This window comes from Mucilaginibacter sediminis, from assembly GCF_051903035.1.
GTDB lineage: Bacteria > Bacteroidota > Bacteroidia > Sphingobacteriales > Sphingobacteriaceae > Mucilaginibacter.
Genome location: NZ_CP170602.1, coordinates 5,075,312 through 5,101,862, shown reverse-complemented (window position 1 = coordinate 5,101,862; position 26,551 = coordinate 5,075,312). Strand labels below are relative to the sequence as shown.

The 26,551-nt window shown below is 43.2% G+C and carries 29 protein-coding genes; 10 read left to right on the top strand and 19 right to left on the bottom strand.

The window, feature by feature from the left end:
- Positions 1-121 precede the first annotated feature (121 nt).
- Positions 122-811: a CPBP family intramembrane glutamic endopeptidase gene (locus ACFGVS_RS21010; RefSeq protein ID WP_439695474.1), complete on the top strand. Its 690-nt coding sequence runs from the start codon at positions 122-124 to the stop codon at positions 809-811.
- A gap of 121 nt (positions 812-932) precedes the next feature.
- On the opposite strand, the gene ACFGVS_RS21005 is transcribed toward ACFGVS_RS21010, so the two are convergent.
- Positions 933-1,415 carry a hypothetical protein gene (locus ACFGVS_RS21005; RefSeq protein WP_090651482.1) on the bottom strand — a complete coding sequence of 161 codons (483 nt, stop codon included), beginning with the start codon at positions 1,413-1,415 and terminating at the stop codon, positions 933-935.
- Entirely contained in the window at positions 1,412-2,749 is a 1,338-nt protein-coding gene (tilS, locus tag ACFGVS_RS21000; RefSeq protein ID WP_439695473.1) for a tRNA lysidine(34) synthetase TilS, read from the bottom strand. Before tilS ends, ACFGVS_RS21005 begins: the two co-directional genes overlap by 4 nt.
- A 51-nt stretch (positions 2,750-2,800) precedes the next feature.
- Here tilS and ACFGVS_RS20995 point away from each other — a divergent pair, with 51 nt between their 5' ends.
- From ACFGVS_RS20995 to ACFGVS_RS20965, 7 genes are all read left to right on the top strand, one after another.
- Positions 2,801-5,335 (top strand): OstA-like protein, encoded by a 2,535-nt coding sequence (locus tag ACFGVS_RS20995; RefSeq protein ID WP_439695472.1) that lies wholly within the window; start codon positions 2,801-2,803, stop codon positions 5,333-5,335.
- Positions 5,336-5,498: 163 nt separating this feature from the next.
- Positions 5,499-5,825, top strand: coding sequence for an ArsR/SmtB family transcription factor (locus ACFGVS_RS20990; RefSeq protein ID WP_090651479.1), 327 nt, complete (start codon positions 5,499-5,501; stop codon positions 5,823-5,825).
- A gap of 50 nt (positions 5,826-5,875) precedes the next feature.
- Complete coding sequence (locus tag ACFGVS_RS20985) at positions 5,876-6,445, top strand: DUF6428 family protein (protein ID WP_439695471.1); 570 nt, start codon at positions 5,876-5,878, stop codon at positions 6,443-6,445.
- Positions 6,446-6,519: 74 nt separating this feature from the next.
- Positions 6,520-6,954, top strand: coding sequence for an arsenic resistance N-acetyltransferase ArsN2 (gene arsN2 / locus ACFGVS_RS20980; RefSeq protein WP_439695470.1), 435 nt, complete (start codon positions 6,520-6,522; stop codon positions 6,952-6,954).
- Complete coding sequence (locus tag ACFGVS_RS20975; RefSeq protein ID WP_439695469.1) at positions 6,951-7,367, top strand: arsenate reductase ArsC; 417 nt, start codon at positions 6,951-6,953, stop codon at positions 7,365-7,367. The genes arsN2 and ACFGVS_RS20975 overlap by 4 nt, the downstream gene beginning before the upstream one ends.
- A 46-nt stretch (positions 7,368-7,413) precedes the next feature.
- Positions 7,414-8,499, top strand: a complete 1,086-nt coding sequence (gene arsB, locus ACFGVS_RS20970; RefSeq protein WP_439695468.1) for an ACR3 family arsenite efflux transporter — start codon at positions 7,414-7,416, stop codon at positions 8,497-8,499.
- Complete coding sequence (locus ACFGVS_RS20965; RefSeq protein ID WP_439695467.1) at positions 8,499-9,236, top strand: metallophosphoesterase family protein; 738 nt, start codon at positions 8,499-8,501, stop codon at positions 9,234-9,236. Before arsB ends, ACFGVS_RS20965 begins: the two co-directional genes overlap by 1 nt.
- 261 nt (positions 9,237-9,497) lie before the next feature.
- On the opposite strand, the gene rplS is transcribed toward ACFGVS_RS20965, so the two are convergent.
- The 12 genes from rplS to ACFGVS_RS20905 all read right to left on the bottom strand — a co-directional run bounded on the left by rplS (position 9,498) and on the right by ACFGVS_RS20905 (position 16,450).
- Positions 9,498-9,845: a 50S ribosomal protein L19 gene (rplS, locus tag ACFGVS_RS20960; RefSeq protein ID WP_090651474.1), complete on the bottom strand. Its 348-nt coding sequence runs from the start codon at positions 9,843-9,845 to the stop codon at positions 9,498-9,500.
- A 198-nt stretch (positions 9,846-10,043) separates the two neighbouring features.
- Positions 10,044-10,283 (bottom strand): hypothetical protein, encoded by a 240-nt coding sequence (locus ACFGVS_RS20955; protein WP_439695466.1) that lies wholly within the window; start codon positions 10,281-10,283, stop codon positions 10,044-10,046.
- 4 nt (positions 10,284-10,287) lie between these two features.
- The gene (locus ACFGVS_RS20950; RefSeq protein ID WP_439695465.1) at positions 10,288-10,779 is read right to left on the bottom strand and encodes a hypothetical protein; all 492 of its coding nucleotides are present in this window, start codon (positions 10,777-10,779) and stop codon (positions 10,288-10,290) included.
- A 43-nt stretch (positions 10,780-10,822) separates the two neighbouring features.
- A complete protein-coding gene (locus ACFGVS_RS20945; protein WP_439695464.1) occupies positions 10,823-11,386 on the bottom strand; it encodes an RNA polymerase sigma factor in 564 nt (187 codons plus the stop codon).
- Positions 11,387-11,576: 190 nt separating this feature from the next.
- On the bottom strand, positions 11,577-12,251 hold the full coding sequence (gene trmD, locus ACFGVS_RS20940) for a tRNA (guanosine(37)-N1)-methyltransferase TrmD (protein WP_090651470.1): 675 nt from the start codon (positions 12,249-12,251) through the stop codon (positions 11,577-11,579).
- A 65-nt stretch (positions 12,252-12,316) separates the two neighbouring features.
- Positions 12,317-13,177 carry a hypothetical protein gene (locus ACFGVS_RS20935; RefSeq protein ID WP_439695463.1) on the bottom strand — a complete coding sequence of 287 codons (861 nt, stop codon included), beginning with the start codon at positions 13,175-13,177 and terminating at the stop codon, positions 12,317-12,319.
- 104 nt (positions 13,178-13,281) lie between these two features.
- On the bottom strand, positions 13,282-13,653 hold the full coding sequence (locus ACFGVS_RS20930; protein ID WP_439695462.1) for a VOC family protein: 372 nt from the start codon (positions 13,651-13,653) through the stop codon (positions 13,282-13,284).
- Between the two features lie 65 nt (positions 13,654-13,718).
- Entirely contained in the window at positions 13,719-14,105 is a 387-nt protein-coding gene (locus ACFGVS_RS20925) for a VOC family protein (RefSeq protein ID WP_274210941.1), read from the bottom strand.
- Between the two features lie 12 nt (positions 14,106-14,117).
- Positions 14,118-14,318, bottom strand: a complete 201-nt coding sequence (locus ACFGVS_RS20920; protein WP_439695461.1) for a helix-turn-helix transcriptional regulator — start codon at positions 14,316-14,318, stop codon at positions 14,118-14,120.
- A 2-nt stretch (positions 14,319-14,320) separates the two neighbouring features.
- Positions 14,321-14,740: a hypothetical protein gene (locus ACFGVS_RS20915; RefSeq protein ID WP_090651465.1), complete on the bottom strand. Its 420-nt coding sequence runs from the start codon at positions 14,738-14,740 to the stop codon at positions 14,321-14,323.
- Between the two features lie 541 nt (positions 14,741-15,281).
- Positions 15,282-15,809 carry a ribosome maturation factor RimM gene (rimM, locus tag ACFGVS_RS20910; protein ID WP_274210938.1) on the bottom strand — a complete coding sequence of 176 codons (528 nt, stop codon included), beginning with the start codon at positions 15,807-15,809 and terminating at the stop codon, positions 15,282-15,284.
- 131 nt (positions 15,810-15,940) lie between these two features.
- Positions 15,941-16,450, bottom strand: coding sequence for a 30S ribosomal protein S16 (locus ACFGVS_RS20905; RefSeq protein ID WP_090651464.1), 510 nt, complete (start codon positions 16,448-16,450; stop codon positions 15,941-15,943).
- 222 nt (positions 16,451-16,672) lie between these two features.
- Between ACFGVS_RS20905 and ACFGVS_RS20900 the strand changes: the two genes are divergently transcribed.
- Both ACFGVS_RS20900 and ACFGVS_RS20895 read left to right on the top strand, forming a co-directional pair.
- Positions 16,673-17,215, top strand: a complete 543-nt coding sequence (locus ACFGVS_RS20900) for a 5' nucleotidase, NT5C type (protein WP_274210936.1) — start codon at positions 16,673-16,675, stop codon at positions 17,213-17,215.
- 58 nt (positions 17,216-17,273) lie between these two features.
- On the top strand, positions 17,274-19,364 hold the full coding sequence (locus ACFGVS_RS20895; protein ID WP_439695460.1) for a PAS domain S-box protein: 2,091 nt from the start codon (positions 17,274-17,276) through the stop codon (positions 19,362-19,364).
- Positions 19,365-19,506: 142 nt separating this feature from the next.
- Here ACFGVS_RS20895 and ACFGVS_RS20890 read toward each other — a convergent pair whose 3' ends face one another.
- From ACFGVS_RS20890 to ACFGVS_RS20870, 5 genes are all read right to left on the bottom strand, one after another.
- A complete protein-coding gene (locus tag ACFGVS_RS20890; RefSeq protein WP_439695459.1) occupies positions 19,507-21,792 on the bottom strand; it encodes a Tex family protein in 2,286 nt (761 codons plus the stop codon).
- A gap of 181 nt (positions 21,793-21,973) precedes the next feature.
- Complete coding sequence (locus tag ACFGVS_RS20885; protein ID WP_439695458.1) at positions 21,974-22,819, bottom strand: hypothetical protein; 846 nt, start codon at positions 22,817-22,819, stop codon at positions 21,974-21,976.
- 42 nt (positions 22,820-22,861) lie between these two features.
- Complete coding sequence (locus ACFGVS_RS20880) at positions 22,862-23,455, bottom strand: hypothetical protein (protein WP_439695457.1); 594 nt, start codon at positions 23,453-23,455, stop codon at positions 22,862-22,864.
- Positions 23,456-23,457: 2 nt separating this feature from the next.
- Positions 23,458-24,234: a GDSL-type esterase/lipase family protein gene (locus ACFGVS_RS20875; protein ID WP_439695456.1), complete on the bottom strand. Its 777-nt coding sequence runs from the start codon at positions 24,232-24,234 to the stop codon at positions 23,458-23,460.
- 65 nt (positions 24,235-24,299) lie between these two features.
- Positions 24,300-26,417: a prolyl oligopeptidase family serine peptidase gene (locus tag ACFGVS_RS20870; RefSeq protein ID WP_439695455.1), complete on the bottom strand. Its 2,118-nt coding sequence runs from the start codon at positions 26,415-26,417 to the stop codon at positions 24,300-24,302.
- Positions 26,418-26,551: the final 134 nt, after the last annotated feature.

Here is a 26,551-nt window from a genome sequence, read left to right as displayed (position 1 = left end):
TTTCTTTTAGTGTATAGTTATTTCAGGACGAGTCAGCGTTTGCCCTGATCTTAAGCCTATTCCGCCCCCCCAATTATCAATTATTTTTAGTATAATTGGTACAACAAGCCTAACGCCCCAAATGACACAGCCCGCCACGAAAAATCCGCGTGTTACCATAATGTATGGTCTTATATTAACAGCTGTTTTATTTCTGTGCTTCTCGGTAGGGTCAAAAGTATTTTCAATTTTAGCCGGGCCTGGCTTGCCGTTAGATACCCGGTTTGTTATATCCCGCTTATTTTTTTGGCTGTGTTTTGTAATTATCCTGGTATATGTTAGCAAAGCCGAGCGGCAGCGGCTCCTGTTATGGGACGATGAATCCTATCCGGTCGGTTATTACATTTTATCTGTAATTGTAATACTACTAATTATCGTATTTGGATCGGCCATTATAGGCCTCACGCTAAAACGACTCGACCTGTTGAAACTCAGCCCGGCTATTACATTGATGCGAAATATGAGCGCCCCGGTGAAGTTGTTGGGCATTATTACCGCGGGCGTTTTAGAAGAATTGATATTCAGGGGCTATATGATACCCCGCTTAAAACTGTTTTTTAAAAGTGGGCACTGGCCTGTAATTATATCATCGGCAATATTTGCGTTAGGGCATTGGGGGTATGGCACTGCAATAAATATATTGGTGCCCCTGTTTATAGGTTTGGTTTTTGGCTATCACTATTACAAATACCGCAACATTAACATCCTTATTATTTGCCATTTGCTGATAGATTTAAACGCCATGTTTACACCCGATTTTATCAAACATTAGCACAGGCAGAAAACAATCCTGAATCATTCGTTAAAAAAATTCGTGAAATTCGATACAATCTGTGTCAATTCGGTTGACTAAAATTCGTGGAATTCGAATAAATTCGTTCCTGTTCGTGTGCCTATTTTTTCATCTCTTCCCTTATAGCCCGCAAAAATTCATTTACATGCTGCGATCCTATGATGTATACCATACCATCCCTATCGGTTAAATGCACCGCATCGTTGCCGGCGGCGTAAAAGCGAATAGTACCCTTGGTGTGCAGGTTGTACACGGGGTTATTAAACAGGTAGCGGCTATATGAACCCTTTTCGGCCTTTACAATGCTATTAAGGTCAATTTTTACCACGCGGGCAGTCCACAAACCGGCCAGCCGGATGCTTTTATTTTCAACGGTTGTACTGTAGTGGAGTAAAAACCCCATAATGATAGAGATGATAATGATAGCAAAACCTACCAGCACCAGCAGGTTACCGTTATGTTCGCTTTCGTCGGTAAAAAAGTATGCGGCAAAGCAAAACATGGCCAAAACAAGGCGTATAGTAATGGGGATAAACTCCCTGCCCAGGTATTGCTTTTCTACAAATACAGTTTTCTCGTTCATGATAGTTTGTACAATTCGAAGATAGTAACTTTTTTAGTGTTATTGTTCACTTTATACCTTTCATCTAAGCGGTATCCGCCCACCCAAATAATGTCGCCATTGCCGTTCACCAATAGGGGTATATCCTGTTTTTGATGCAGCGATAATTTCTGGTTAATGAAATAATCGCTCAGCTTTTTACGGCCTTTCATCCCCATCGGAAAAAAGTAATCACCCTGGTGCCAGTTGCGTATCGTAAGCGGATAAACCAGCAAGCCAGCATCAACCGATGCAGCCATAGCGTTATCCTTTACAATCAGCGGGCTATCGTCATGCAGCAAATTCAGCTTGTACGCGCCAAAATAAGCTTCATGCTCATTGCTGGTTATAGTTGCCGTTTGCGGCCCGCCTGCTTTTTTTTGTTTGATGATCAGCTTATCGCGATCAAGCACCAGTAAATACCCCGTCGATTCAAATACCCTGCCCGGGTGTTTATCCAAAACCGATAGCACATCATCAACGGTAGTTTCGTTAAATCCGTATTCCTGCAATAACTTAAACAGCAGCAAACGTGCGGGGTTTAATTTTTTAACGTCGGCAACCAGCAAAAATATTTCACCGGCGCCATGGTGTAGAATAGTTTCTTTTAACCCTGCAACCTGGTTTTCCAATAGCAGTTCCAGGTCGCGAAAATGTTTCAGGTTATTTTCAAACGTTTTTTCGAGCGATGGGTTAAGTTCTTTTAACCGTGGTATTACCTCGAGCCTGATTTTATTACGCGCATATTTTGCCGATGCGTTTGAACTGTCTTCAACAAAATCAAGTTTATCATCGCTTACTGTTTTATTTATTTCATCGCGGGTTAAAAACAACAGCGGGCGTGCCAGCATGCCGTTTTTGGGCAGTATACCATGCAAGCCGGCAATGCCGGTGCCGCGGGTAAGGTTTAACAATATAGTTTCGATAGTATCGTTTTGGTGATGTGCCAACGCAATGGACTGGTAACCATGCTGCCGGCTTAAGGTATCAAACCATTGGTAACGTAAATCGCGGGCGGCCATCTGGATAGATATTTTGTTGGCGGCGGCATAGACCGTGGTATCAAAATTGATGGTATGAAATGGTACCCTTAATTTTAGTGCCAGGTTTTGGCAAAACTCCTGGTCGCGCAGGGCTTCATTGCCCCGTAACTGGAAATTACAATGGGCTATTCCGAAATTTATGCCGGCAGCCTTTAACAGGTGGCTCATTAAAACAGAATCGGTGCCACCGCTTACAGCAGCCAAAACCTTATTGCCGGGCGCAAACAGGGCATTTTGTTCAATAAAATTAACAAACCGGGCAACTGGAAGCATTCATCAAAATTATTAATTTAATAACCCCAACAAAAAACTAATTTTGCCCCAGTGAGAAAATACGTTTTAAGCTTTTTGTTATTGATGATGGCGGCTACCGTTATGGGCCAAAAAAAATCAATTGTAAACCTGATACAATCAGAAAGCAGCACGTTTACAAAAATAAACGGGCGCGATGTTATCCGGGTTTATAAAGGAGTTTTTAAACAAGATTACTCTATCTTAAAATCAGATAGCGCTTATTTTTACCCGCAGGATAACGCCTTTGACGCCTTTAATAATGTTAACATAAACCAGGGCGATACACTCAACATATTTTCAGATAAGTTAAATTATAATGGTAACACCAAACTGGCCATCCTAACCAATAATGTTAAAATGGTTGATAAGGACGCTACCCTTACCACCAATTATTTAACATACAATACGGCAACCCGCATTGGCACCTACACCAATGGAGGCAAGCTGATTAATAAAGATAACGTACTTACCAGTAAAAACGGGTATTACTTTGCGCTCTCGCGCGATTCGTACTTCAGGTATGATGTGGTTTTAACTACGGTTGATGCCATTATTAAAACCGATACCATGAAATATAATACGGGCACCCGTACAGCTTTTTTTTACGGGCCAACCAATATTTACGGTAAAAAAGATAAAGATACTTTGTACACCGAAAACGGCTTGTATAATACCGTTACCGAGCAGGCTTTTTTCGGTAAAAAAAATCATTATAAACAGGGTACCAAATCATTAAAGGGCGATAGTTTATTTTATGACAAGCTAAAAGGATATGGCCGCGCGGTTAAAAACATCACCTTTACCGATAGGGAGCAAAAAATAACCATGAAGGGCGATTTGGCTACTTATTTTAAGGCCGATGAACGTACCATTGTTACCCAAAATGCTTACATGGTTTTGGTTACCGAACAAAAGGACACCACCAAAACAGATTCGGTGCCGCAGCCGGCGCCTGTTGCCAAAAACAAAGCCAAGGTGATGAAGGCCCCGCCAAACACCATGAAGATAACCAACATGGAAAACCTGGCCGGCAGTATTAAACCTAATGGTTTGATTTCAAAAAAAGACTCGGCCCGGTTAGATTCCGCTGTACGTAAAATGGCGGTGCCCAATAAAACGGTTACGCCAGATCAGATAAAGAATGTTAGCGACCTGGTAAACATGGCAGGGCAAATAAAACCCAACCTGACAAAAAAAGATTCGGCTAAAGCAGATTCGGTGATAAAGAAAGCCTCGGCACAGGTTAAAAATATTAATCCCGGCGATGCCAAAAAACAGCTGAACAACCTTGCGCAGGTAGCTGCTGCCATTAAACCCGGCAGTAAAGCCGTAAAGGGCTTAACGTTGCCTAAAGACACTGCAAAAGCCGGTAAGGTGAAGGTAGATTCGGTTTTCATGACTGCGGATACGCTGGAAACCCAGATATTGACCTATAAAGACATGAAGATATACCAGGAAAAGCAACGCCTGGCTTATTCCTATGTTCGGGATACATCAGCGGCTGCCCGTAAACAGATCATTGAAAATAAAAAAAATGATAAAAAACTGGTTGCCCGCCGGCTATCCATTCCGCGCGATACTACCTATCGTCATAGCGATTTCTTCGGCCATCCTAAAATAAAGGTCGATTCGGCACAGATAAAAAAAGATAAGCTATCGGCCATTCGCAAAGCCAGACAGGATAGTGTGCGCCGGGAGGAATTGAAGAGAGACCCCGTGTTTGCCCAGCGCGAAATTAATTTGAAGGATACCGCCCGCGTGAGGATGGTTATTGCCCACCACCACGCCAAATTGTTCAAATCGGATTTACAGGGCAAGGCCGATTCGATTTTTTATAGCAATGCCGATTCAACCATCCGTTGTTATGTACAGCCTATGTTTTGGACGCAAGGCTCGCAGCTATCGGGCGATACCATTTACGTGCAGATGCGGAACAAAAAGATGGATAATATGGAACTGTTCCCTTCGGCATTTGTGGTAAACCTGGAAAAAGACGATTCGTTACATTTTAACCAGATGGGCGGCAAAAAAATGCGTGGTTTCTTTAAAAACGACAAGCTGGATAGATTATACACGGTTGGAAATGCCGAAAGTATTTACTTTAAACGCGACAGCGCCACCAATACCGTTGAAGGGATAGAACGATCATTAAGCAGCCGCATGGTGATATCATTTAAAAACAGCAAGGTTGCCAATATACGCCTGCTTACCAAGCCAGAAAACAAATACCTGCCACTTAAAAAGGTGGTTGATGATGATAAAATATTGAAGGGCTTTATTTGGAAACCGAAGGACAGGCCGGTATCTAAAGAGTCCATTATTCCATCTCGCCGTAAAACACCGGCAAAACCGGGCGGGAGCAAGCCAAATACAAAAGGTAAGCCTGCGGCCCCTGTTAAAGGCGCGCCTGCAGATAGCTTAAAAAGGCAATTGACAACAGGGAAGGACACCTTATTGAAGGCGGATACCTCAAGGGCAAGAGGCAAAGATAGCATTAAAATGCCTACGGTAATTAAGCCGGTTACGCCGGTTAAAGATACTGTCAAAACTCCAGCAGCGAATTAGTTTAACATTAATCCAGCGATAATATCGTGAAACCGTTTGTCATTGTTCAGCATGACACCTTCCGGCAGTCTTTAAAAATTCTTATTAGCTTTTGGTGGAGCCAGATTATTTTCATTTAATGTTTGTATTTAATTACATTAATCGTAATATTGCAATATAAATTATGGGCTTAACAAAAACCGAAATATTTACTGATGAGCAAAACAAGCTGGCTGTTATGTTAAAGGCAATGGCGCATCCGGCACGTATAGCTATTTTACAGCAGATCATCAAAACGAATGCCTGTATCTGCGGCGACCTGGCCGACGAGTTGGGCCTGGCCCAGCCTACCATTTCGCAGCATTTAAAGGAATTAAAAACGGCTGGGTTGATACAAGGTACTATTGAAGGTGTTAGCGTTTGCTATTGCATTAATCCGATAGTGTGGGATATGCTGAGCAAGGAACTAAGCGGCTTTTTTGCAGCTTACGAAGCGCCGAAGTGCTGTTAAAAAAATTTGGCTGGATCAATCGCAATATTGCAATAATAAAATTAAAAGTTATGAACAAGACAGAAGCTATAACCTGGAAAACATTCAAAGACACATTGGAACAACACCCTGGTTTAACGTTGCAGTTTCAATATGCAGAAAACCAATGGGTAGATGCTGCCTACCATATTACCGAAATAAAACAAGCGCCCATTACATCAGTAGATTGTGGCGGCGTAATGAATTCCTGGACGGAAATTATTGTACAACTATGGGAACCCGAAGGCCGGCAACAGGACAAGGCCATGATAGTTGGCAAAGCGCTTTCAATTGTTAACCTGGTTGAAAAAGCGCTGCCTTTAAACCCCAACGGAACGGTGAAAATTGAATTTGGCAATTCGGAATTTGATACCCGCCAAATGCTGCCTAAAGAAATATTGATAGATGGCGATAACCTGGTTGTTGACTTAAGGCCCGATGCGGTGCAATGCAAAGCGATAGAAAGAGGCGGCAGTTGCGGCACCAACGATAAAGGCAAAGAGTGCTGCGAGCCTGTTGCTACAGTAAAGCCAAAAATTCAATTAAAAAACCTTGTTGCTGACGCTGCAGCATGCTGTACACCAGGCTCCGGCTGTTGCTAATTGAGCTAAAGGCACGAAGGCATAAAGCGCAAAGCAAAAACGCTGTTTGGATATAATTACTTATTTAATAAGCCATGCAAATAGAAAAAGCAGAAACCTACAGGGCAAACGTGATTGCCTTGCTGGCAGCTGAAAAACTCCCTACGGATGATTTGCCGCAAACCCTCGAAAATTTTGTAATTGCTTTACAGGATGAAGATGTAATAGGTGTAGCGGGTCTCGAAATTTATGACAGCTATTGTTTGCTGCGTTCTGTAGCTGTATCGGCTGCTTATCGCGGCAAGGGTATAGCAAGCCGGCTGCTTGATACCATAGAAAAGCTTGCAGCTGCCAGGCAGCTACGGGAAATTTATTTGCTTACAGAAACAGCACCGGAATATTTCAGTAAAAAAGAATATCAAAAAATCACCCGGGCCCAGGTTCCGGCCGAGGTTCAGCAATCAACGGAGTTTAGCCATGTTTGTCCGCAATCGGCTATTGTAATGAAGAAAACACTAAAAACAGCATGAAAAATATTTTAGTACTATGTACCGGCAACAGCTGCCGCAGCCAATTGGCCGAAGGTTACCTGCGCTTTTTCGCAGGCGATAAAGCCAACATTTACAGCGCCGGGATAGAAACCCACGGCGTTAACCCTAAAGCCATACAGGTAATGGCCGAAGACCATATAGACATTTCAAAACACACATCAAACCATGTGGATGAGTACGTCAATATTCCGTTTGATTATGTAATAACCGTTTGCGATAATGCCAATGAGGCCTGCCCGTTTTTCCCGGGCAATGTGCAGCGTTTTCACCATAACTTTCCCGATCCGGCAAAAGCAAAGGGAACGCCCGAAGAAATTTTGAATGAGTTTAGGAACGTAAGGGATATCATCAAAGCTTACTCAGCCAATTTTGTAAAACAGCATATAGGATAAACCCTTTACACAACCTCTTTTAACGCCGTCATCCCATAAAATCAATATGTCAGCAAATAACTGCGCCCCTGTGGCCGAACGTAAAAAATTAGGCTTCCTTGACCGTTACCTTACCCTGTGGATCTTCCTGGCGATGGCCGTTGGGGTTGCGGCTGGTTATTTTATTCCCTCCTCCTCTGGGTTTATCAATTCATTTTCCAGCGGCACTACTAATATTCCTTTGGCTATAGGTTTGATACTGATGATGTACCCACCCCTTGCCAAAGTAAAGTACGAAAACATGGGCGAAGTATTTAAAGATGCTAAAGTGTTAAGCGCGTCGCTAATTTTAAACTGGATAATTGGGCCAATACTGATGTTTGTTTTGGCTATAACTTTGCTGCGCGACCATCCGGCTTATATGGTTGGGCTGATACTGATAGGCCTGGCCCGTTGCATTGCCATGGTAGTGGTTTGGAACGAACTGGCTGAAGGCAACCGCGAATACGCGGCCGGACTCATAGCACTGAACAGTATTTTCCAGGTATTGCTCTATAGCGTATATGCTTATATTTTTATTACCATACTGCCGCCGTTATTTGGCTTAAAAGGATTGGCTGTAAATATTACTATTCCCGAAATTGCTAAAAGCGTGGGTATTTATCTTGGTATTCCCTTTGCAGCGGGCATCATCAGCCGTTATACGCTCATCAAAATTAAGGGCGAAGCCTGGTTTCAAACCAAATATGTACCCTTTATATCGCCAATAACACTGGTAGCCTTGTTGTTTACTATCGTTGTAATGTTTAGCCTTAAAGGGAACCTCATCGTTCAAATTCCTTTTGATGTTATCCGTATAGCTATACCATTGGTTATTTACTTTACCATCATGTTTGTGTTGAGTTTTTTTATCGGCAAATCATTTGGCGCCGATTACTCGCGCAGCACCTCTATAGCCTTTACCGCTACCGGCAATAATTTTGAATTGGCCATAGCTGTTGCCATTGGTGTTTTCGGCATCAATTCGGGCGAGGCGTTTGCGGGGGTTATAGGCCCGCTGGTTGAAGTGCCGGCACTCATTGCCCTGGTTAACCTGGCCTTTTATTTCCGCAAAAAGTATTATGCCGCAAAAATAATAGCACCGGTACGGTAATGAGGATTGCTCTTTTTTCAGATATACACGCCAACCTGCCTGCGTTTGAAGCCCTGCTGGCCGATTTAGACAAACGCCAGGCCGATGCGGTTTACTGCCTGGGCGATTTGGTTGGCTACAACGTTTGGCCAAATGAAGTAATTGCGCAAATACGCAAACGGGGTATTGCAACGCTTGCAGGCAACCACGATCTGAAACCTAAAAAAATAATTACTACTCCCCAAAGCCTAACCGAACCGGGAAAAAGCCACGCCTACCATTTGATTGATGATGAAAACCGCAAATACCTTGCAGCGCTTCCGGCACACATCCGCCTTGAATTTAACCCGCCCGGCGGGCCGTTAAATATGGTACTGGCCCATGGCAGCACCCGCAGCGTTGACGAATATGTTTTAGAAGATTTGGATGAAGACTATGTGTTGGAAATGATGGAAGAAGCCAATGCAGATATACTCTGCGTAGGCCATTCGCATAAGCCGTATCATCGCGTTATAACAACCAGTAATCAAAAATTCAAGCACGTTATTAACATTGGCTCGGCAGGCAAACCAAAAGACGGAAACCCTGATGCTTGCTATGTGATATTAACCCTGAATGAAGCAAGCACCGTGTTGGATAAAAACAGCATAGAGGCTGCATTTATCCGCGTTCCGTATGATGTTGAAAAAGCGGCTGCTGCAATAGAAAAGAGCCCCCTGCCAGATGAATTTGCTGATAGGTTGAGGAGAGCCTATTAAAGCAATCAACCGCTGGACTATGACCGGAGAACGTTCAGTACCTGCCTTATAGAAACAGGCCAGTCCTCACATGGAAGGAACCGGAAGACCGGCGAATTTTACCGGCTATGCGTGGCGGATAAACCGGTCATTACATTCAGCGACAACAATTTACTTATTTTCGCCCTTAATTTTTTCCATAAAAAAGGCCTTTCCCGACGAATCAGAAAAGGCCTTTTTTGAAAGCTTTGGTGTATGCCTCTTAAAAAAGAGGTTGGGTAATTAAACTCTTTTTGATTTGATACGAGCTGCTTTACCGGTAAGGGCACGCAGATAGTATAATTTAGAGCGACGCACTTTACCAACGCTGTTCACCTCTATTTTATCAATGTTTGGAGAGTTAATAGGGAAGATACGCTCAACACCTATACCGTTAGAAACTTTACGAACAGTGAATGTTTCCGAGTTACCTGCGCTGTTACGTTGTATAACAACACCCTGGTAAAGCTGGATACGTTCTTTGTTTCCTTCTCTGATTTTATAATGCACACTTACAGTATCACCGGCCTTGAAGGAAGGAAACTGTCTTTTTTCTATTGATTGCTCTTCAACAAATTTTACTAAATCCATGATTTTTAGCTCTTAAAGCGATTTTTAGCCCGTAAAAATCGGATTGCAATTATAGGGCTTTTTTTTGATAAATAAAAACCTATTTTAAAAATTTCCACAATTTGTAATTTGTTAACAATCCGGGGGTGGCGAATGGTTGATTTGGTTGATTATGTGAGTGGTTGCTATCTTTTTTGCAAATCTTTAAGTACCCCGAAATTAATCGTTTGTTGTCGCCGGCCTTTTCTCGGTAAAATATGCTATCACTGTATAAAACAGGCCGATGATGAGCAGATTAAAAACAAAGTTGATGAGCGTATCGCTTATCGAGTGCGAGCGTTTGTCGATATCGATAAATGTGTAAACGGCATAGGCAAATGCCAGGGCGAATATCAGCCACCCGGCTATGGCTACCGGGTAATAAATAATTCCTTTGCGGATAAACCAGTTTAATTTCATGAGCTTAACTTTTAATGGAGATACTTTCGGTCATTACATAACTTATAAAAACAAACACTATAGCCAGGCTGACCAGGATGAGCACAATGTTCCAAAATTTTACTTTAATGGTGATGCTCACCTCCTTCACCTTACGCCTGTCGGGATCGATGTTTTTTACCCCTACGTGCAGTATGGAAAGCACATTAATGACGATGCATACAATAGGCAACACAAACAACACTATCGGCCCCAGGAAATCAATAAAGGGAACTTTTGCTAAGCCCGACAATAAGCTAAACATAGCGGCGAACCAGCCCATACGGGCATGGAAGAAATAAAACATAAATACACATAATAAAAAATAGCAGGGCACTGCTATAAGCCAAACCCCAAGAGCGGCCGAGCGGCTGGCATTCATGATGGCCATTTTTACCGTATCCTGATGCTGCGAAGGGTTTATATCCGGTACTTTTAAATTTTCCATTTGCTTTAAAAATTCATCGTTATTTTTCATGTTACTTACCCTTATAATGCGTTAACTCATTTTGGTTGCACTGCTACAACATGTTTCTTAATTTCTCCAATCCGCGCGATAGCAGCGACTTAATCGTTCCTTCGTTTTTACCCAATATCTCGCTAATCTCGGCATTGCTTTTTTGCTCAAAATAGCGCAACGAGATTATCTCCTGGTATTTTATGTCCAGTTTCAGTAGGTTCTGGCGTATCCGGTTATAATCGTCATAAGCTTTAAGTTCCTGCTCCATCACCTCCCGTTCGTCGTCGGCGTTTTCATGCAGTAGCTTCTCCATCTGTGGGTTTTCCATCAGTTGCTGTAGCGATTGCGGTTTGTATTTACTGCTTCGGTAATATTGGTTAAGCTCGTTAGTGGCTATGCGGTACAGCCATGACGATAGGCGGATGCCTCGCCATTGAAAGCCGCCAATTTTTAAAAAAGCTTTTAAAAAAGTCTCGGCTGCAATATCCTTCGATAAATCATAGTCGCCTGTGCGGCGCATAATATAGCCAAATACAGGTTTGTACCACGCGTCAAACACCTGTCCAAAAGCAGCCGCATCCGTTCGGCATTGTTCAATAAGCTGGGCTTCCTGGCTGGGGTTCATGATTACAACATACCTGTAATGCAAAAGGCATGGTTTGGTTGCAATCTAATTTAGGGAATTTAGTGAGTGGTTGATTAGGTGAGTTGTTGAATTGGTTAGAAAGAAAACAAGCTTAGGGGAGTAGATACGCCGATTGATTTGTAATCTAACTACTCTCCTAATCAACCCAATCCAACCACTCACCACCCCATCACTCCAACAAATCCGGCCTCCTCTGCTTTGTACGTTCAAGCGCCTGCTCAAACCGCCATTTTTCAATTTCGGGGGTATTGCCGCTTAAGAGGATATCGGGCACCTTGTGTCCATTCCAGTCGGCGGGGCGGGTGTATACAGGGGCATCCAGCATATCGTCCTGGAACGAGTCGCTTAGGGCCGAGGTTTCGTCACTGAGTACGCCAGGGATAAGGCGCACAATGGCATCAACCAAAACTGCTGCAGGTAACTCGCCGCCTGATAGTACATAATCGCCTATGCTAATTTCGCGGGTAACATAAATATCGCGGATGCGCTGATCAATTCCTTTATAATGTCCGCATAAAATAATGATGTTGCCCTTAATAGATAGCTGGTTGGCGATAGCCTGGTTAAGCCGCTCGCCATCGGGCGACATGAAGATAATCTCGTCATACTCTCTTTCGGCTTTCAGCTTTTCGATACAGGCTGCGAAGGGAGCGATGGTCATTACCATACCGCTGCCACCGCCGTAGGGATAGTCATCGACACTTTTTTGTTTTTGGGTGGAGTAATCGCGCAGGTTATGCACATGAATTTCGGCAATGCCCTTTTTTTGGGCACGCTGTAAAATAGAATGTGCAAAAGGGCTTTCCAGTAAACCGGGCAAAACAGAAATAATATCAAAACGCATGTGCAAATATGCGGATTATTGATTTCAGATGTGCAGATTTCAGATTTCAAATGTGCAGATGAAGGTCAGGACATAACCGGGGCTGTGATCGGTGGTCCCTTATCATCCGATTTGGATGCTTTATATATCAGGGCATAGAAAATGATGACGAACACAAGTTGAACTGAAATTAACGCTACAAATTGAACCGTTAAATAGGCAACCCCATAGATGGTCCACGTTAGCACGACAAATATAACGCAATTGATAAGAACACTTAACCGCATGGTCTTAAGCCTGATGAGTTCAACATCTGCATCTTCGTTTTTTTCTTTTGACCATATCCAAAGTAACATACAGGGCAATATAAAATAAAGCAAGTATTCCGGACCAATTTTTAAATCAAACCCTATTATTATAGATAGCCCTATTATGAAAATAATGGCTGTTATTTTACCAACCAGGTTAAATGGCAGGTATGACAGGTAAAAAACACTGGTTTGTTTTTTTCTTTTCAACCTTAGATAATAAAGACGCCCAATAAATATTAACAAAAGCGAAATCAAATTGTCATCGACAGCAAAACCGGTGCTGTGGGAAAAGTTAATTACGTTAAGCATTAAAATAGCAATTAAGCCGACATTAACCAAAACAGCCCAATACAATGCCTTGAGACGAAGTATTGCGGTTTGCTGGTTTTCTAACTTGAATTTTGAAAACCCGATCAACATCAAACCTAATATGGCCAATGTGGTTGCAACCTCGTCGGTAAAGTTGTTGCCACCGCCTAAGCCAACCACGGTGTGAGATTGATGCCCGCTATTGTAATCTAAAAATGGCAGGTAGCGGTCATCAAATTCAAACAATGCCCCTATAATAATCCCGGTAGCCGCTGTTATGAACCCGATTATTTTAAAATAGTGTGGAAGCAATAAGGTTGGTTTCATGATGATTAGGTTTAATCTGATATCACAATAACGATGTAAACTTAAAAATCTTATTAGCAACCATTTTCTGTCTTGATTCCTGACTCTAATCTCTTGCCTCTTTTCTATCCCCTATGCTGATAAATGCTCCATAAATTACCGGCCGGATCTGTAAATAGGGCCGTTATCTCCGGAAAGTCTTTACCTATTGGTTGTACTATATTGCCGCCATTGGCTGCAATCGTTGCCACCGTACCTTCGGCATCATCAACCATAATAGATATAATGAGGCCTGGTTCTGCCTGGGGCTTGCGGCCGGTTACCCACATGCCGCTTACCTGGCCAACACCGTCATCAAAAGAGGCATTCCCCCGGTTGTCCTGCCGGATGTGCCAGCCAAATGTCTTTTGAAAAAAAGCCGCTGATACCGCGATATCATCCGCAGGGATCTCGATGTAACAGATTTTGCCATTACCAAAAGTTGGGTGGTTTGCCATGGTTATTTAATTTTAAGATCCTGATTATGTTTTTCGCCTTAACTCTTGATTTTAACTTCCAGACGCTATATCGACTTCTGTATCTGCCACCGGTGCCCAAATGGATCTTCAATACTGCCCTGCCTGTAACCATACTCATAATCCTGCACTGGCGAGGTAATTTTTGCGCCGGCAGTAACGGCCTGCTCAATAACGGCATGCACATCCTCAACAAATAATCCAACAACCACAGAATGCCTGCCACCATTCAGGCTGTGCAAACCTGAGTGTGGCGTTTGTTCGTGGAGATGAAACATGGCTCCGTTAATGGATAATTCGGACACATGTATAGTTCCATCATCGTTGCTGAAACGCCGGAGTTCTTCTGCACCAAAAGCTTCAATATAAAAGCTAATGTCTTTTACACCATTGGGTATGGCCAGTTCGGGGGCGAAAGTGGGTTTATCTTTCATAATTAGACTTATTTAATCTTCTTCATCCAATGTAAAAATCTCTTCAACCGGTTTGCCAAATACGCGGGCTATTTTTAAGGCCAGCACCGTTGATGGCACATAGCGGTTGCTCTCGATGGTATTAATAGTTTGGCGCGATACCCCGATAGCCTGGGCCAAATCGGCCTGGGTTATATTTTTGATGGCGCGCTCCACCCGTATGTTGTTTTTCATAGCTATTCCTTAATTAAACGGTTATTCTGGAAAATTTTCCACCTGAAACGAATAATAAAGAATACAAGGGGCACCAGTAAATTTAAAAACAAAATATGCTCGGTATCTGTAGAAAAAACAAGGCTGACGATCAAAAACAAAAAGTTAACATAAACCGACCATTGTAACGAATCGAGCCGGAGCCGCACTATCTGCTCGTCCTCAATTTTCTCTTTAGAGAAAGCCGCGATAAATAAGCCAATGGCCATCAGTAAAGTTGTCGACATAAAAAACAGGTGCCGGCCGTTAAAAATACCATCAGCCATGCCATCCCCATGCATTCCCATTAATTGTTTTTTATATAACACAATAGGAACATGTACAACCACCAGGAAATAGCCCAGGTAGCGCCCCCAATAAGGAAATAAGAATAAAGGTTTCATTGTAGTAAAGCTTGATTTACCAAATGTAAAACAAACTTTACAAATGTCAAATAAATTTGACATTTTTTTAAGAATGCGGAACATACATGAGAAAAGTTATGCCGCAAAAATTCGCGAAATGCTGAAAAGAGGAGTGACAGGTTGTTCGAAAAACTTTTTAAGTCTGCGTTTTTACATATTCTTATCGAATAATTGTGGAAAACGTCCGGAGATTCAAGAATTTGGGAGACAATGTTTTTGTATATTAGTGTCATAAACCGCTCACAATGAACAAATCAAAATGGATTTTACTATTATTAAGTATACTCTTTACATCAATAGCTTTATATTTAGACTTCATTGTGAAGACTGTACACTTTAGGGCTTTCTTTTATAGTATGGGCGGCTTTGCTTTTGGAGCTTCAGTTGTGAAATTCATTAAAAATGACAAATAAATGTACCTCACCCGAAATAGGCACTAATAAAACTGGTATTTTATTTCAATAAAAAAGCCCGCATAAAGCAGGCTTAACGTTATATTCCTTAGTTTGATACTTAAAACCTATCCCTCCAGATAAACATCAAGCAATCCCTCGGGCAAATCGATATAAATTTCGCTGGCATCTATATCAATACCTTTAATAATCTCCACATTCAGCGGGAAAAGCACCTCTTTACCTTTAAACATAACGGTGGCTATCAGTTGCTGCGGATACTCTTGTACCTGGATTATTTCGCCAAGCTCGCCGTGGGTTTCGTCGATGGCCATAAAACCTTCTACATCGTTCAGAGTAAATTCGGCTTTTTTCTTTTTAGGCTTCAGTTTGTTGGGTAGGTACAGGTCGCGTTTTACAAGTAGGCTTGCTTTTTCAATGGTATCCACATCCTCCAAAAACAAATAGGCATTGCTTTTTTGCAGGTACTTGATAGATTGTACGAAATAAGGGATCATTTTGCCAGCCATATCAATAAAAAGGGCGTCGAATTTAATACCATCCAGGCTATCAAAATCTACATATATCTGCATTTCGCCCTTAAGGCCTTTGGTTTTCAGTATACTGCCAACCCTAAAACAATCTTCGGTTTTCATAAAAAACGGTGTTAAATAACAATGGCGAAGTTTTCGCTTCGCCATTGTTGATCATCGGGTCAAAATCATTATCGAAGCTTTTGCAGCTGTCTTGATTCCTGACTCTTAATTCTTGATTCTCGCTTAAAAAATTATTCTGCGTCTTCAGCCGGAGCTTCTTCAGCAGCAACTTCTTCGGCAACAGGAGCATTTTTAGCAGCTATTGCAGCAGCTTTTTCTTCCTTCTTTTTAGCCTCTGCAGCCAAAGCCAATTTACGGGCTTCGTCTTTTGCAACTACTAAGCTGGTTTTTTTACCGGTGATTTTTCCTTCTTTAGCATCAGTCCAGGCCGCAAATTTTTCTGCAGCTTGTTCTTCAGTTAAAGCGCCTTTTTTAACGCCACCTTCTAAGTGTTTTTTGTACAGCACACCTTTGTATGAAAGGATAGCACGACAAGTATCGGTAGGCTGGGCACCTGTGTTAACCCACTCTAAAGTTTTGTCGAAATTAATTTCTATAGTTGCAGGGTTGGTGTTTGGGTTGTATGAACCTAAACGCTCAATAAAACGACCGTCGCGTGGTGCGCGGGCATCTGCTACTACGATGTAGTAAAAAGGTTTTCCTTTTTTACCGTGTCTTTGCAGTCTGATTTTAGTTGCCATTTCTTTATTTTATGTATTCAACATGTCCCCGGAGTACTTTCTGCGGGGATGCAAAGGTATAAATTATTATGAAGAAAAAAACACGAATTGCACGAATTATTTCGAATGACACGAATGAGGGCAAATTACTGCCAATCAGCAACATGCAGGCAGCGGCATTAGGCTGCAGAATATTATTATTGCACAATTGATTTTACACTTTAAAATTTGCAAATTACCGGCATGAGCATCACCCGGAAACCACGCATCGCCATTGATATGGACGAGGTATTGGCAGATACCATTGATAAATTTATTGAACTTTATAAACAACGCCACCAGCATGAAGTAATATTGGCCGATATGCACGGCATGGAAATTGGGCAGGCTTTACCTCAGCACCTGAGCAGTACGGTAAGGGCATATGTTAACGAGCGCGGATTTTTCAGGGACATTAAAGTAATGCCCGGCAGCCAGCAGGTAGTAAAAGCACTTATGGAACATTACGATGTATACATAGCATCGGCGGCTATGGAGTTTAAGTATTCGCTGGAGGATAAACAGGCCTGGCTTGAGGAGCACTTCCCTTTTATATCATGGACGAACATTATTTTTTGCGGACACAAAATACTGGATGTTGATATTATGATTGACGACCGCATTAAAAACTTTGTAACTTTTAAAGGGCGCAAACTGTTGTATACATCGCCGCATAATGTATTGGTTGATGGTTTTGAAAGGGTAAACAACTGGCAGGATGTTGCCGATAAATTATTGAATGGATAGTTAATTACTTTAATATAAATGTTTTAACTTTATACAATAAGCCGGGACCAAATCAAGCATGCCAATTAACATCACCGCTCCCACAACCGATTGTATAATTATTTTTGATACCGATGAAGAGAGATACCTTTTCATTAGCCCCGCTATAATTAATATTTTAGGAATTACCGCTTCCCAACTGCTTGGCAACAACAGGGTATGGCCGGACATGATAAGCGAAACGCAGCGAGAAGACATGGAAACTGCGGTTGCCAGCCTGGGTATAAATGAATATGTTGAACTAAATTACCTTATAAACACACCGCAAAACACAACCAGGGCCATTATTGATAAAAAGAGCCTGGTAGTTGACGAGGCTACCAATCATAAATTTTTAGTAAGCACAATTAGCGTAAAAACGCAGCTTACCACCAGCGATGCCACAGAAGATAGCCTTTTTAGCGATTTGTTTTACAAAAACTCCAACCCGGTGTGGATTGTTGATATACAAACACTACGCTTTGTAAAAGTTAACCATGCTGCTACGGTGCATTACGGCTACACCGAAGATGAGTTTTTATTATTGACACTAAGTGATATCCGCCCGGCGGACGAAATCGGGAGCTTAAAAACATATTTAAGTAACAATGAGAATTTTGAGATAAGCGCCGGGGATTTCAACCCCGCAGGTATATGGAAGCATTCAAATAAACAAGGCGAAATTATTTATGCCGACGTTAACTGGTTTGGTATAAAATATAATGGGCGCAATTGTATTTTATCAATTGCTACCGATGTTACCTCCAAGCTGCAATACCAGGATGAAGCCAGGCGCCGCGAGCAGTTTTTAAGCTCGCTAATTGATTCGCAAACTAATTTTTTGATACGGATAGATATTAAAGGGCGTTTTAGTTTTGTTAACAAACAGTTTTTAAAAACCTTTGGCTACAAAGCAAACGAACTGATAGGGCAGCATTTTGCAATTACCACTATACCCCAGGAACTGCACTTGTGCGAAGAGGCCTTTGTTACCTGTGTGAGCAACCCCGGCAAAATTGTAAAATTACTGCACAAAAAACCTGATGTATGGGGCGGGGTTCATGATACCGATTGGGAGTTTATATCTATTACCAACGATAGCGGCCAGGTGTGCGAAGTGCAGGGAATAGGCCAGGATATTACCTCCAAACTTAAAATTGAACAGGAAATAAAGGAAGCCGCTGAAAAGCTGGATGCTTTTATTGAAAGTATAACCGATTCTTTTTTTATTATTGATAATGAATGGCGGTTTGTTAAGGTAAACTCGGCATTTGAAAAAATGACCAATACCCCGCGGGAGGAAATGTTGGGCAATGTAATTTGGGACGTATATCCCGAAATTATGGATTCGGGCTTTGGTAAGGCATATTATGAGATGATTGAAAAGCGCGAGAGCGTAAAGTTTACCGAATATTTTGAACCGATTGACAGATGGCTAAGCACATCGGCCTACCCATCTGCTGAAGGCATTACCATATACATTAAAGATATTAGTGATGAGCGCCGGGCCCAGGAAGAAGCCCATTGGACAAAAACAAGCCTGGAGGCCCTGATAAACAACACGCATGACCACATTTGGTCGGTTGATAGGGAAATGCGCTATGTATATATGAATGATGCCTACATTAGGGAGACAACACATTTAACCGGCGTTGAGCCTATGGCCGGGGAGCATTCATACCTCAATAAAGGATATAGCGAAGAGATACACAAGAAGTGGATTGATTATTACTCGCGGGCCTTACTTGGCGAACAATACACCATCACTAATGAAAGCATAGACCGGGAAACTACAATGCCGCTATATTTTGAGGTAAGCTTTAACCCCATTTATACGCAGCAGGGCGATATCATTGGCGTTGGTTGTTTTGCCCGCGATATTACCCGGCGCCTTAAAATTGAACAGGAACTGATTGATCAAAACGAACGCTTACGGAATATCGCCTCGCTCAGCTCGCATGAAATAAGGCGGCCCGTGGCCAGCATGATGGGCCTGATCAGCATCATGGATAAAGAAAACTTTTTTAACCCCGAAAACGAACAGATTATCCAGCACCTATTCACTGTAAGCGCCGAAATTGATGATGTTATCCGCCTAATTGTGGATAGTACTTTTACAAGCCACGGCTAAGTTCTTAAATTGAAGGACAATGGCCCCGGTTGTATAAAACGCGGCAAATTCCCTTATGGTTACTCGCGGTAGCCCCTCTCCTGGCTTTTACTTTACCAACCCTTTTTGCCGTCGCGAAATAGCAAAAAGGGGGAGGACTGCTTTACTTAAACTTGTTTTTTAACGCCGCCAGTTTTATGGCGATGTCTGTCTCGGGTGCTTCCTGTGGTTTCCTGTTGAAATTGGGCTTGTTGTTGCCGCCGGCCGGCCTTCTGTCATCATTCCTCCTGTCACTATTTCTACCTGTAGTCGGCTCGCTTTTATCGTTTTCTTTCATCGACAAGGCAATCCGCCTGCGGTTAACATCAACCTCGGTTACGGTTACCTCAACCTTCTGGTGAACTTTCAATACTTCGTTAGGGTCTTTAATAAAGCGGTTGGTAATCTGGCTCAGGTGTACCAACCCGTCCTGGTGAACGCCGATATCAACAAAGGCTCCAAAGTTGGTTATGTTAGTGACAATGCCGGGCAGCTTCATCCCTACTTTAAGGTCACCAATTGCATTTACACCATCGGTAAAGCTAAAAGCTTCAAACTGTTCGCGCGGGTCGCGGCCCGGTTTGGCCAGCTCGGCCATGATATCGTTCAGCGTAGGTAATCCTACTGTTTCTGATGTGTACTTTTGCAGCGGAATGCTTCTGCGGATAGCGGCATCGCCCATCAAATCTTTCACCGTGCACTTCATGTCCTTAGCAATTTGCTCCAATAAGCTATAACGCTCGGGGTGCACGGCGCTCGAATCCAGCGGATTCTCGGCATGGTGGATGCGCAGGAAACCGGCCGCTTGTTCAAATGCTTTTTCGCCCAGGCGGGGCACTTTTTTAAGCTGATCGCGGCGTTTAAAAGCCCCGTTCTGGTCGCGGTAATCTACAATGTTTTGCGCCAGTTGCGGACCAAGGCCCGATACATAAGCTAAAATTTGTTTTGATGCTGTGTTCAGTTCCACGCCCACCGCGTTTACGCAACTCATTACGGTATCGTCTAACGAGGTTTGCAGCTTGTTCTGGTCCACATCATGCTGGTATTGGCCTACACCGATTGATTTTGGGTCGATTTTCACCAACTCGGCCAATGGATCCATCAAACGTCGTCCGATAGATACGGCGCCCCTTACGGTAATATCTTTATCCGGAAACTCTTCCCTGGCTACATCAGATGCAGAGTAGATAGACGCTCCGCTTTCGTTCACCATTACAATAGCTACGCCGGGCAGGTTAAGGTTACGTACAAAAAGCTCCGTTTCGCGGCCGGCGGTACCGTTGCCTATAGCAATGGCCTCAATTTTATACCTATCAAATAAATGCTGAACAGTTTTTTCCGCCTCGCGCGCCTGCCCCGCCCCGGTGTGGGGGTAAATGGCGGTATTCTCCAATAACTTACCCTGTTCATCCAAACAAACCAGCTTACAGCCGGTACGGAAACCAGGGTCAATAGCCATAACCCGCTTTTGGCCAAGCGGAGCGCTTAAAAGCAGCTGACGGGCATTTTCAGCAAATACGCGGATAGCCTCCTCATCGGCTTTCTTTTTAGTAAACAGGCGTACCTCTGTTTCCATCGATGGCTTCAGCAGGCGTTTGTAGCCATCGGCAATGGCCTGCTTTACCTGGTCGGCAGACGGATTGTTAGCCTTCACAAAGCTATCTTCCAGCGCGGCAATGGCTTCCTCTTCAGCCGGTTTTATATCCAACCAAAGAATTTCCTCCTTCTCGCCGCGACGCATGGCCAAAATGCGGTGCGATGGGGCCGACTTTACCGGTTCTGTCCAGTCAAAATAATCTTTATACTTAATGCCTTCCGCCTCTTTACCATCAATCACTTTTGATTGAAAAGTGCCTTTCTCTATAAAAAGCTCGCGGATGCGGGTACGTACTTCAGCATTTTCGCTAATGGTTTCGGCAATAATGTCCCTTGCGCCCGCCAATGCTTCCTCAATGCTGCTAACGCCTCTTTCGGCATCAATAAAAATAGCGGCCTCTGTTTGCACATCGGCTTTGCGTTGTTCCAGCAGCAAACCGGCCAGGGGCTGTAAACCTTTCTCGCGGGCCGCGGTAGCGCGGGTTTTGCGTTTGGGGCGATAGGGCAGGTAAATATCCTCCAGCGAAACCATGGTTTCGGCTTCGTTTATTTGTTTTTCCAATTCGGGCGTTAGTTTGCCCATATCGGTAAGCGATTTCAGGATCGCTTCGCGGCGTTTATCCAGGTCGCGCAGTTGTTGGGCGCGGTCGCGTATCTCGGCCACCTGAACTTCATCCAGCGTGCCGGTAACCTCTTTGCGGTAACGGGAAATAAATGGTACTGTTGCTCCTTCATCAAGTAATGCCATTGTTGCACTTACCTGTTTTTCGGATATGGAAAGCTCTGAAGCTATTTTTTTAGAATGCGATATCATACATCAAATTTCGGACTGCGAAGTTGAGAGAATAGCCTTACAATTCAAAAAAAGATTGTTAACAAATAGGGGAAAGGTTAAGGGTGAAAGGTAAAAGGCAGCATGCAACAACTTCAAAGTATAAACCCGGCAAAGAGCTTCGTGTTGAAATAGCGATCTGGCTTGTGAAATAACAAAAATATCACCAGCCCGATACCAATAAATTGGTTGCGGCATTCACGCTGCATTTTTGATATTTTACGTAGGCAGATACCGCCCGTGTCCTGATTGCTTCATTTGGTTCATTTTTAATGTAACCGGCAATAGCATCATGTAAAGTGTATGCCTCGGGGCACATCAGGCCGGTTGTCCAAACCAGGGGGTTAGCTTTGGCCTGCGTAATAAAGCCGCTAAAGTATTTTTTGCTGATGCAAGCCAATATAATACAATCCCGGGTTTTGCCATCGGCGTTTTTAAACTTATTGGGCAGCCCGAAATCCATCAGCCCATCGTGCCCTATATAAGCCAGTAATTGGGCGTTGCCATCAATACCTATCACCTGTTTTTTATAATGAATGGTATCCTTTAACTGCCCAGCACAACTAAACAAAAAGTCCTCTGTTGTTTTTTCAATGGCCTGCCCGTCCCAGGCATCAGCAACCAGGAAAACGTTCTGAGTGCGGTGTTTAAATATCAGCCGTTCCATGATCATCTTTTTGCCCTTTTGTTTTTTAACCAGCCGCCAATCTTTGCTTCGTTTAAAATAGGTGCGTACTCCGTTATCGCAGCCCCAGTATAAATTGGTTTCAGGATCCTGCCCGTTGCCTATTTTGGGTGGTACGGGTACTATGCCTTGGTATTTATTATCACATAACGCAACAAAAACATGAATTACTTTGCAGGACTGATTTGTATAAGCGATGTTTTTAGATTGTGGAACCGATGACTTTAAGGCCGGCGACAATGCTTTATCTGCCGGGTTTGCCTTACACCCAAAAACCGGCAAACATATCGCAACAATATAAAAGACATTTTTACAACACCTCATTGCCGTATAGGTTTAAAGCCATTTAATTAGATTTTCAGCAAGTTACACATTAGCCGCCATCCGGCGTGGAATTTTATAGCCGCTACACCTTTCTTCGTTTAAAAATTTCAACCCTGTATTTAAAACCGCAGCATTAAAGGATTCATCCGCTTGCTTGTTTAAAGTACTAAAGTGAATATTACCATATTGACACAGGCTAATCATCACATTGAATCCGGCATCGCTAAAATGCGGGGTAAATACTACACCATTGCACCGCACTAACCAAAACAGGTACATCAAAAAAACGGGCAAGTGAAGTTCATCAACCTCAATAGCGCCATTAAAACTCTTGCTTATTTTGTGTTGCTCCAAATATTCAAGCGCTTGTTTTACCGGCTTATAGTCATGCTCCCGGAGCAGCCATGGCGATGTGGTATCGCCTAAAAAAAACATTTCATTAAAGCCCATGCCTTTGATTAAGGCAGTAGCACCTGCTGATATATTTTTGCATACCCCTATGGTCGACCGGCTCTCAGCATACAGTATATAGCTGTTGTACGTTTCGGGGAAGAAATATTTATTGCGGTACGGGCTCGCCACCGCAAAGTTTGGATAGTTTTTCAAAAAGCGTTTCCGCGAAACCTTTTTTATCATACCTATTCCTCAAAGTTTTTCCGTACTACTTTTTCAATCGCCTTGCCCCAAAATTCGCCCAAAACAATGGCTCCCGCTTTATTGGGATGCAGGTAAAATATACCTTGCTTCCCATTTTCGGGGATCAGCAACGTAAGGTGATGTTTTTTAAAATATTTGAATGCTTTTTTATCGCCGGTAAAAACGTGTTTAGGGTTAATAGCGGCGTGGCTTTGGGTAAGGCTATCTAATTTAGGCGCATAACTTTGCAATCGGGATAAGCCCTCCTGCAGGTATTTTGCCCCGTTTTGGGTGTTGGGGCTGTACCAGATAGGGTGTTGCAATATGACAACAGCTGCCGGGAAATCTGCAAGCAATTTATCGATAATGGTTTTTACATTCTGAATGTAATCGCCCGCAGATACAGGCGCACCATGCGGCCCCTGGATGGCGCTATCATTAGTACCCAGCTTAACCGAAAATATCAGTAACGCGTTTTTATCAGTAAATGCACCGGCTGCTTCTTCCACTTTGGTGAAGGTGTTGGTACCAGGTAAAAAATCAAGGGTGGTGTAGCCGCTATGGCCCTGGTTGCTAAACTCAACGGTGCCAAAGTTTTTTTGTTGGCGCAGATACGCAATAGTTGTTGCCGGCGGGGCATCTTCAGGCGTAGCCAGCTGAACGCCCTGTGTTATACTGTTACCAATAAATATAATGTTAAGGTTGGGCTTTTTATCCTGCGCAAACGCGCATGTAATGCCTGTTAAAATTAATACAAAAGCTAAACCAAATCTATTCATGTTACCCAACAACTAAAATGCTTTTCATATCAAACTCTTCACCAATAAACCAATGAACAAGTGAACTAATGAACCCCCATATTCCAAAACATAAAGGCCCATTTATCAACCTGGCCGCTTATTACCTGGGCGGTGGATTGGCCTGCGCCATGACCGGCGTTGGTTTCAATGCGAATAAGTACCGGCTCGGCGCCTTTTTGGTACTCCTGTAGCCGCGAACCAAACTTAAAGGAATGAGCAGGTACAACGCGGTCGTCATGGTCGGCTGTGGTAACCATTGTTGCCGGGTATTCACGCGGTGTAAGGGCATGGTATGGCGAGTATTTGTACAGGTATTCAAACATTTCCTTCGAATCTTCTGCTGTGCCATAATCATAGCTCCAGCCCGCTCCGGCTGTAAACTTATTGTAACGCAGCATATCCATAACGCCTACGGCCGGGAATGCTACCTTAAACAAATCAGGCCGCTGGGTAAGCATTGCGCCGATGAGCAGGCCTCCATTTGAACCGCCGGATACCGCCAGGTGCTCTTTAGACGTGTATTTGTTTTTTATAAGGTATTCGGCAGCGGCAATAAAATCGTCAAAAACGTTTTGTTTTTTTATTTTGATACCCTTTTTATGCCAGGTTTCGCCGTACTCGCCGCCGCCGCGCAAATTTGGCACAGCGTAAATGCCGCCATGTTCTAAAAGTATAATGTTCGATGTGCTGAATGCCGGTGTTAAACTCACTCCGAAACCGCCGTAGGCATATAACATTAAAGGGTTCTGGCCATTTAGCACCATACCTTTTTTATAGGTGATAATCATCGGGATTTTGGTTTTATCCTTCGACGCGTAAAACACCTGTTTCGATTCGTACTGTTCGGGATCAAACTGCACGCCCGATTTTTTGTAAATACTTGATTGCCCGGTGGCTATATCCAGCTTAAAAATAGTTGGCGGGTATATGTAGCTGGTAAAAGTATAATAGGTTTCCTTTTCTTCTTTTTTGGCGGCAAAGCCACCCGCAGTTCCAACTGATGGGAGGGTGATGGTTCGTTCCAGCTTGCCATCCATGCTGTACTGTTGCACAAAAGAGGTGGCATCTTTAAGGTATTCGGCAAAAATTTTGCCCCCGGCGGTACTGGCTGATAACACATTTTTGGTTTCGGGTATCAAATCTTTCCAATGGGTTATGCCGGGCGTTGCGGCATCAACGGTAACTATTTTAAAATTTGGCGAATAAATGTTGGTTAGGATATACAGCTTGCTGCCCACATTGTCCAATACACTGTGCTGGTTGTCAAAATTATCAACAACGGTAACTATAGGGCTACCGGCCTTACTCAAATCCTGGATGTACAACTCATTGCCGGTGGTTGATGTGGCTGCGGTTATCACCAAAAAGCGTTCGTCTTCGGTAAGGTAAGCGCCAATGTAACGGCGTTTGGTTTTTTCGCCTCCAAATATCAGCTTATCGGTACTTTGCGGCGTGCCCAGTTTGTGGTAAAATAATTTATGGTACTGCGTTAAGCCCGACAGCTGGCTGCCGGCTTTAGGCTTATCATAGCTGCTGTAATAAAAGCCATCGGTACCTTTCCAGGCAAGGCCGCTAAATTTTACATCGATAAGGGTATCGCCAACCACACTTTTGTCGCTGGTTTTTATCACAATAACCTTGCGCCAGTCTGATCCGCCTTCCGAGATCTGGTAGGCCGCCAGGTCGCCGTCTTTGGTAAAATCGATACCCTGTAAAGATGTAGTTCCATCGGCCGAAAATTTATTGGGATCTAAAAACACCTCGGGCTTGCCGCTATCGCCAATTTGCCTGTATAAAACCGCCTGGCTTTGCAGGCCGTCGTTTTTATAAAAATAAGTGTACTGTCCCTCTTTAAATGGAGCGCTGTATTTCTCGTAATTCCATAATGTTTCGAGGCGTTTGCGGATGTCTTCACGATAGGGTATCTGTTTCAGGTAATCCTGTGTAACTTTATTTTCTTCTTTTACCCAGGCCTTTGTATCCGGAGCCTGGTCGTTTTCCAGCCAGCGGTAGGGGTCGGGCACCGGGGTACCAAAGTATGTATCAACGGTATCAACCTTTTTTGTTTTGGGGTATGGCAGTGTTTTAATAGTCATTTGTTGCGCGTGGGAATAGCTGTAAAATAAAACAGCTAATGCAAGTAAGCAGGGTGTTCTTTTCATCTCCATTTAAATTACAGGGAACTAAAGATAGTAATTTGCACAACACGGGCACAAATGATTTAGGCCATTAAAGGTTAAAAGTTGTTAATTTTACCCTTTGCTGCTGTTTAATTGACCGGGGCAAGCTATATTAG

Bases quoted from the DNA above. Each gene is read 5' to 3' on its own strand.
- ACFGVS_RS20935 (WP_439695463.1), bottom strand. From the start codon at position 13,177: ATGAAACCAACCTTATTGCTTCCACACTATTTTAAAATAATCGGGTTC.
- ACFGVS_RS20875 (WP_439695456.1), bottom strand. From the start codon at position 24,234: ATGAATAGATTTGGTTTAGCTTTTGTATTAATTTTAACAGGCATTACA.
- ACFGVS_RS20925 (WP_274210941.1), bottom strand. From the start codon at position 14,105: ATGAAAGATAAACCCACTTTCGCCCCCGAACTGGCCATACCCAATGGT.
- ACFGVS_RS20890 (WP_439695459.1), bottom strand. From the start codon at position 21,792: ATGATATCGCATTCTAAAAAAATAGCTTCAGAGCTTTCCATATCCGAA.
- ACFGVS_RS20930 (WP_439695462.1), bottom strand. From the start codon at position 13,653: ATGGCAAACCACCCAACTTTTGGTAATGGCAAAATCTGTTACATCGAG.
- ACFGVS_RS20955 (WP_439695466.1), bottom strand. From the start codon at position 10,283: ATGAAATTAAACTGGTTTATCCGCAAAGGAATTATTTATTACCCGGTA.
- tilS (WP_439695473.1), bottom strand. From the start codon at position 2,749: ATGCTTCCAGTTGCCCGGTTTGTTAATTTTATTGAACAAAATGCCCTG.
- rplS (WP_090651474.1), bottom strand. From the start codon at position 9,845: ATGGATTTAGTAAAATTTGTTGAAGAGCAATCAATAGAAAAAAGACAG.
- ACFGVS_RS20965 (WP_439695467.1), top strand. From the start codon at position 8,499: ATGAGGATTGCTCTTTTTTCAGATATACACGCCAACCTGCCTGCGTTT.
- ACFGVS_RS20945 (WP_439695464.1), bottom strand. From the start codon at position 11,386: ATGAACCCCAGCCAGGAAGCCCAGCTTATTGAACAATGCCGAACGGAT.
- ACFGVS_RS20975 (WP_439695469.1), top strand. From the start codon at position 6,951: ATGAAAAATATTTTAGTACTATGTACCGGCAACAGCTGCCGCAGCCAA.
- ACFGVS_RS20950 (WP_439695465.1), bottom strand. From the start codon at position 10,779: ATGAAAAATAACGATGAATTTTTAAAGCAAATGGAAAATTTAAAAGTA.
- ACFGVS_RS20880 (WP_439695457.1), bottom strand. From the start codon at position 23,455: ATGATAAAAAAGGTTTCGCGGAAACGCTTTTTGAAAAACTATCCAAAC.
- ACFGVS_RS21005 (WP_090651482.1), bottom strand. From the start codon at position 1,415: ATGAACGAGAAAACTGTATTTGTAGAAAAGCAATACCTGGGCAGGGAG.
- ACFGVS_RS20905 (WP_090651464.1), bottom strand. From the start codon at position 16,450: ATGGCAACTAAAATCAGACTGCAAAGACACGGTAAAAAAGGAAAACCT.
- rimM (WP_274210938.1), bottom strand. From the start codon at position 15,809: ATGAAAACCGAAGATTGTTTTAGGGTTGGCAGTATACTGAAAACCAAA.
- ACFGVS_RS20870 (WP_439695455.1), bottom strand. From the start codon at position 26,417: ATGAAAAGAACACCCTGCTTACTTGCATTAGCTGTTTTATTTTACAGC.
- ACFGVS_RS20885 (WP_439695458.1), bottom strand. From the start codon at position 22,819: ATGAGGTGTTGTAAAAATGTCTTTTATATTGTTGCGATATGTTTGCCG.
- arsN2 (WP_439695470.1), top strand. From the start codon at position 6,520: ATGCAAATAGAAAAAGCAGAAACCTACAGGGCAAACGTGATTGCCTTG.
- ACFGVS_RS20985 (WP_439695471.1), top strand. From the start codon at position 5,876: ATGAACAAGACAGAAGCTATAACCTGGAAAACATTCAAAGACACATTG.
- ACFGVS_RS20900 (WP_274210936.1), top strand. From the start codon at position 16,673: ATGAGCATCACCCGGAAACCACGCATCGCCATTGATATGGACGAGGTA.
- arsB (WP_439695468.1), top strand. From the start codon at position 7,414: ATGTCAGCAAATAACTGCGCCCCTGTGGCCGAACGTAAAAAATTAGGC.
- ACFGVS_RS20915 (WP_090651465.1), bottom strand. From the start codon at position 14,740: ATGAAACCTTTATTCTTATTTCCTTATTGGGGGCGCTACCTGGGCTAT.
- ACFGVS_RS20920 (WP_439695461.1), bottom strand. From the start codon at position 14,318: ATGAAAAACAACATACGGGTGGAGCGCGCCATCAAAAATATAACCCAG.
- trmD (WP_090651470.1), bottom strand. From the start codon at position 12,251: ATGCGTTTTGATATTATTTCTGTTTTGCCCGGTTTACTGGAAAGCCCT.
- ACFGVS_RS20990 (WP_090651479.1), top strand. From the start codon at position 5,499: ATGGGCTTAACAAAAACCGAAATATTTACTGATGAGCAAAACAAGCTG.
- ACFGVS_RS20895 (WP_439695460.1), top strand. From the start codon at position 17,274: ATGCCAATTAACATCACCGCTCCCACAACCGATTGTATAATTATTTTT.
- ACFGVS_RS21010 (WP_439695474.1), top strand. From the start codon at position 122: ATGACACAGCCCGCCACGAAAAATCCGCGTGTTACCATAATGTATGGT.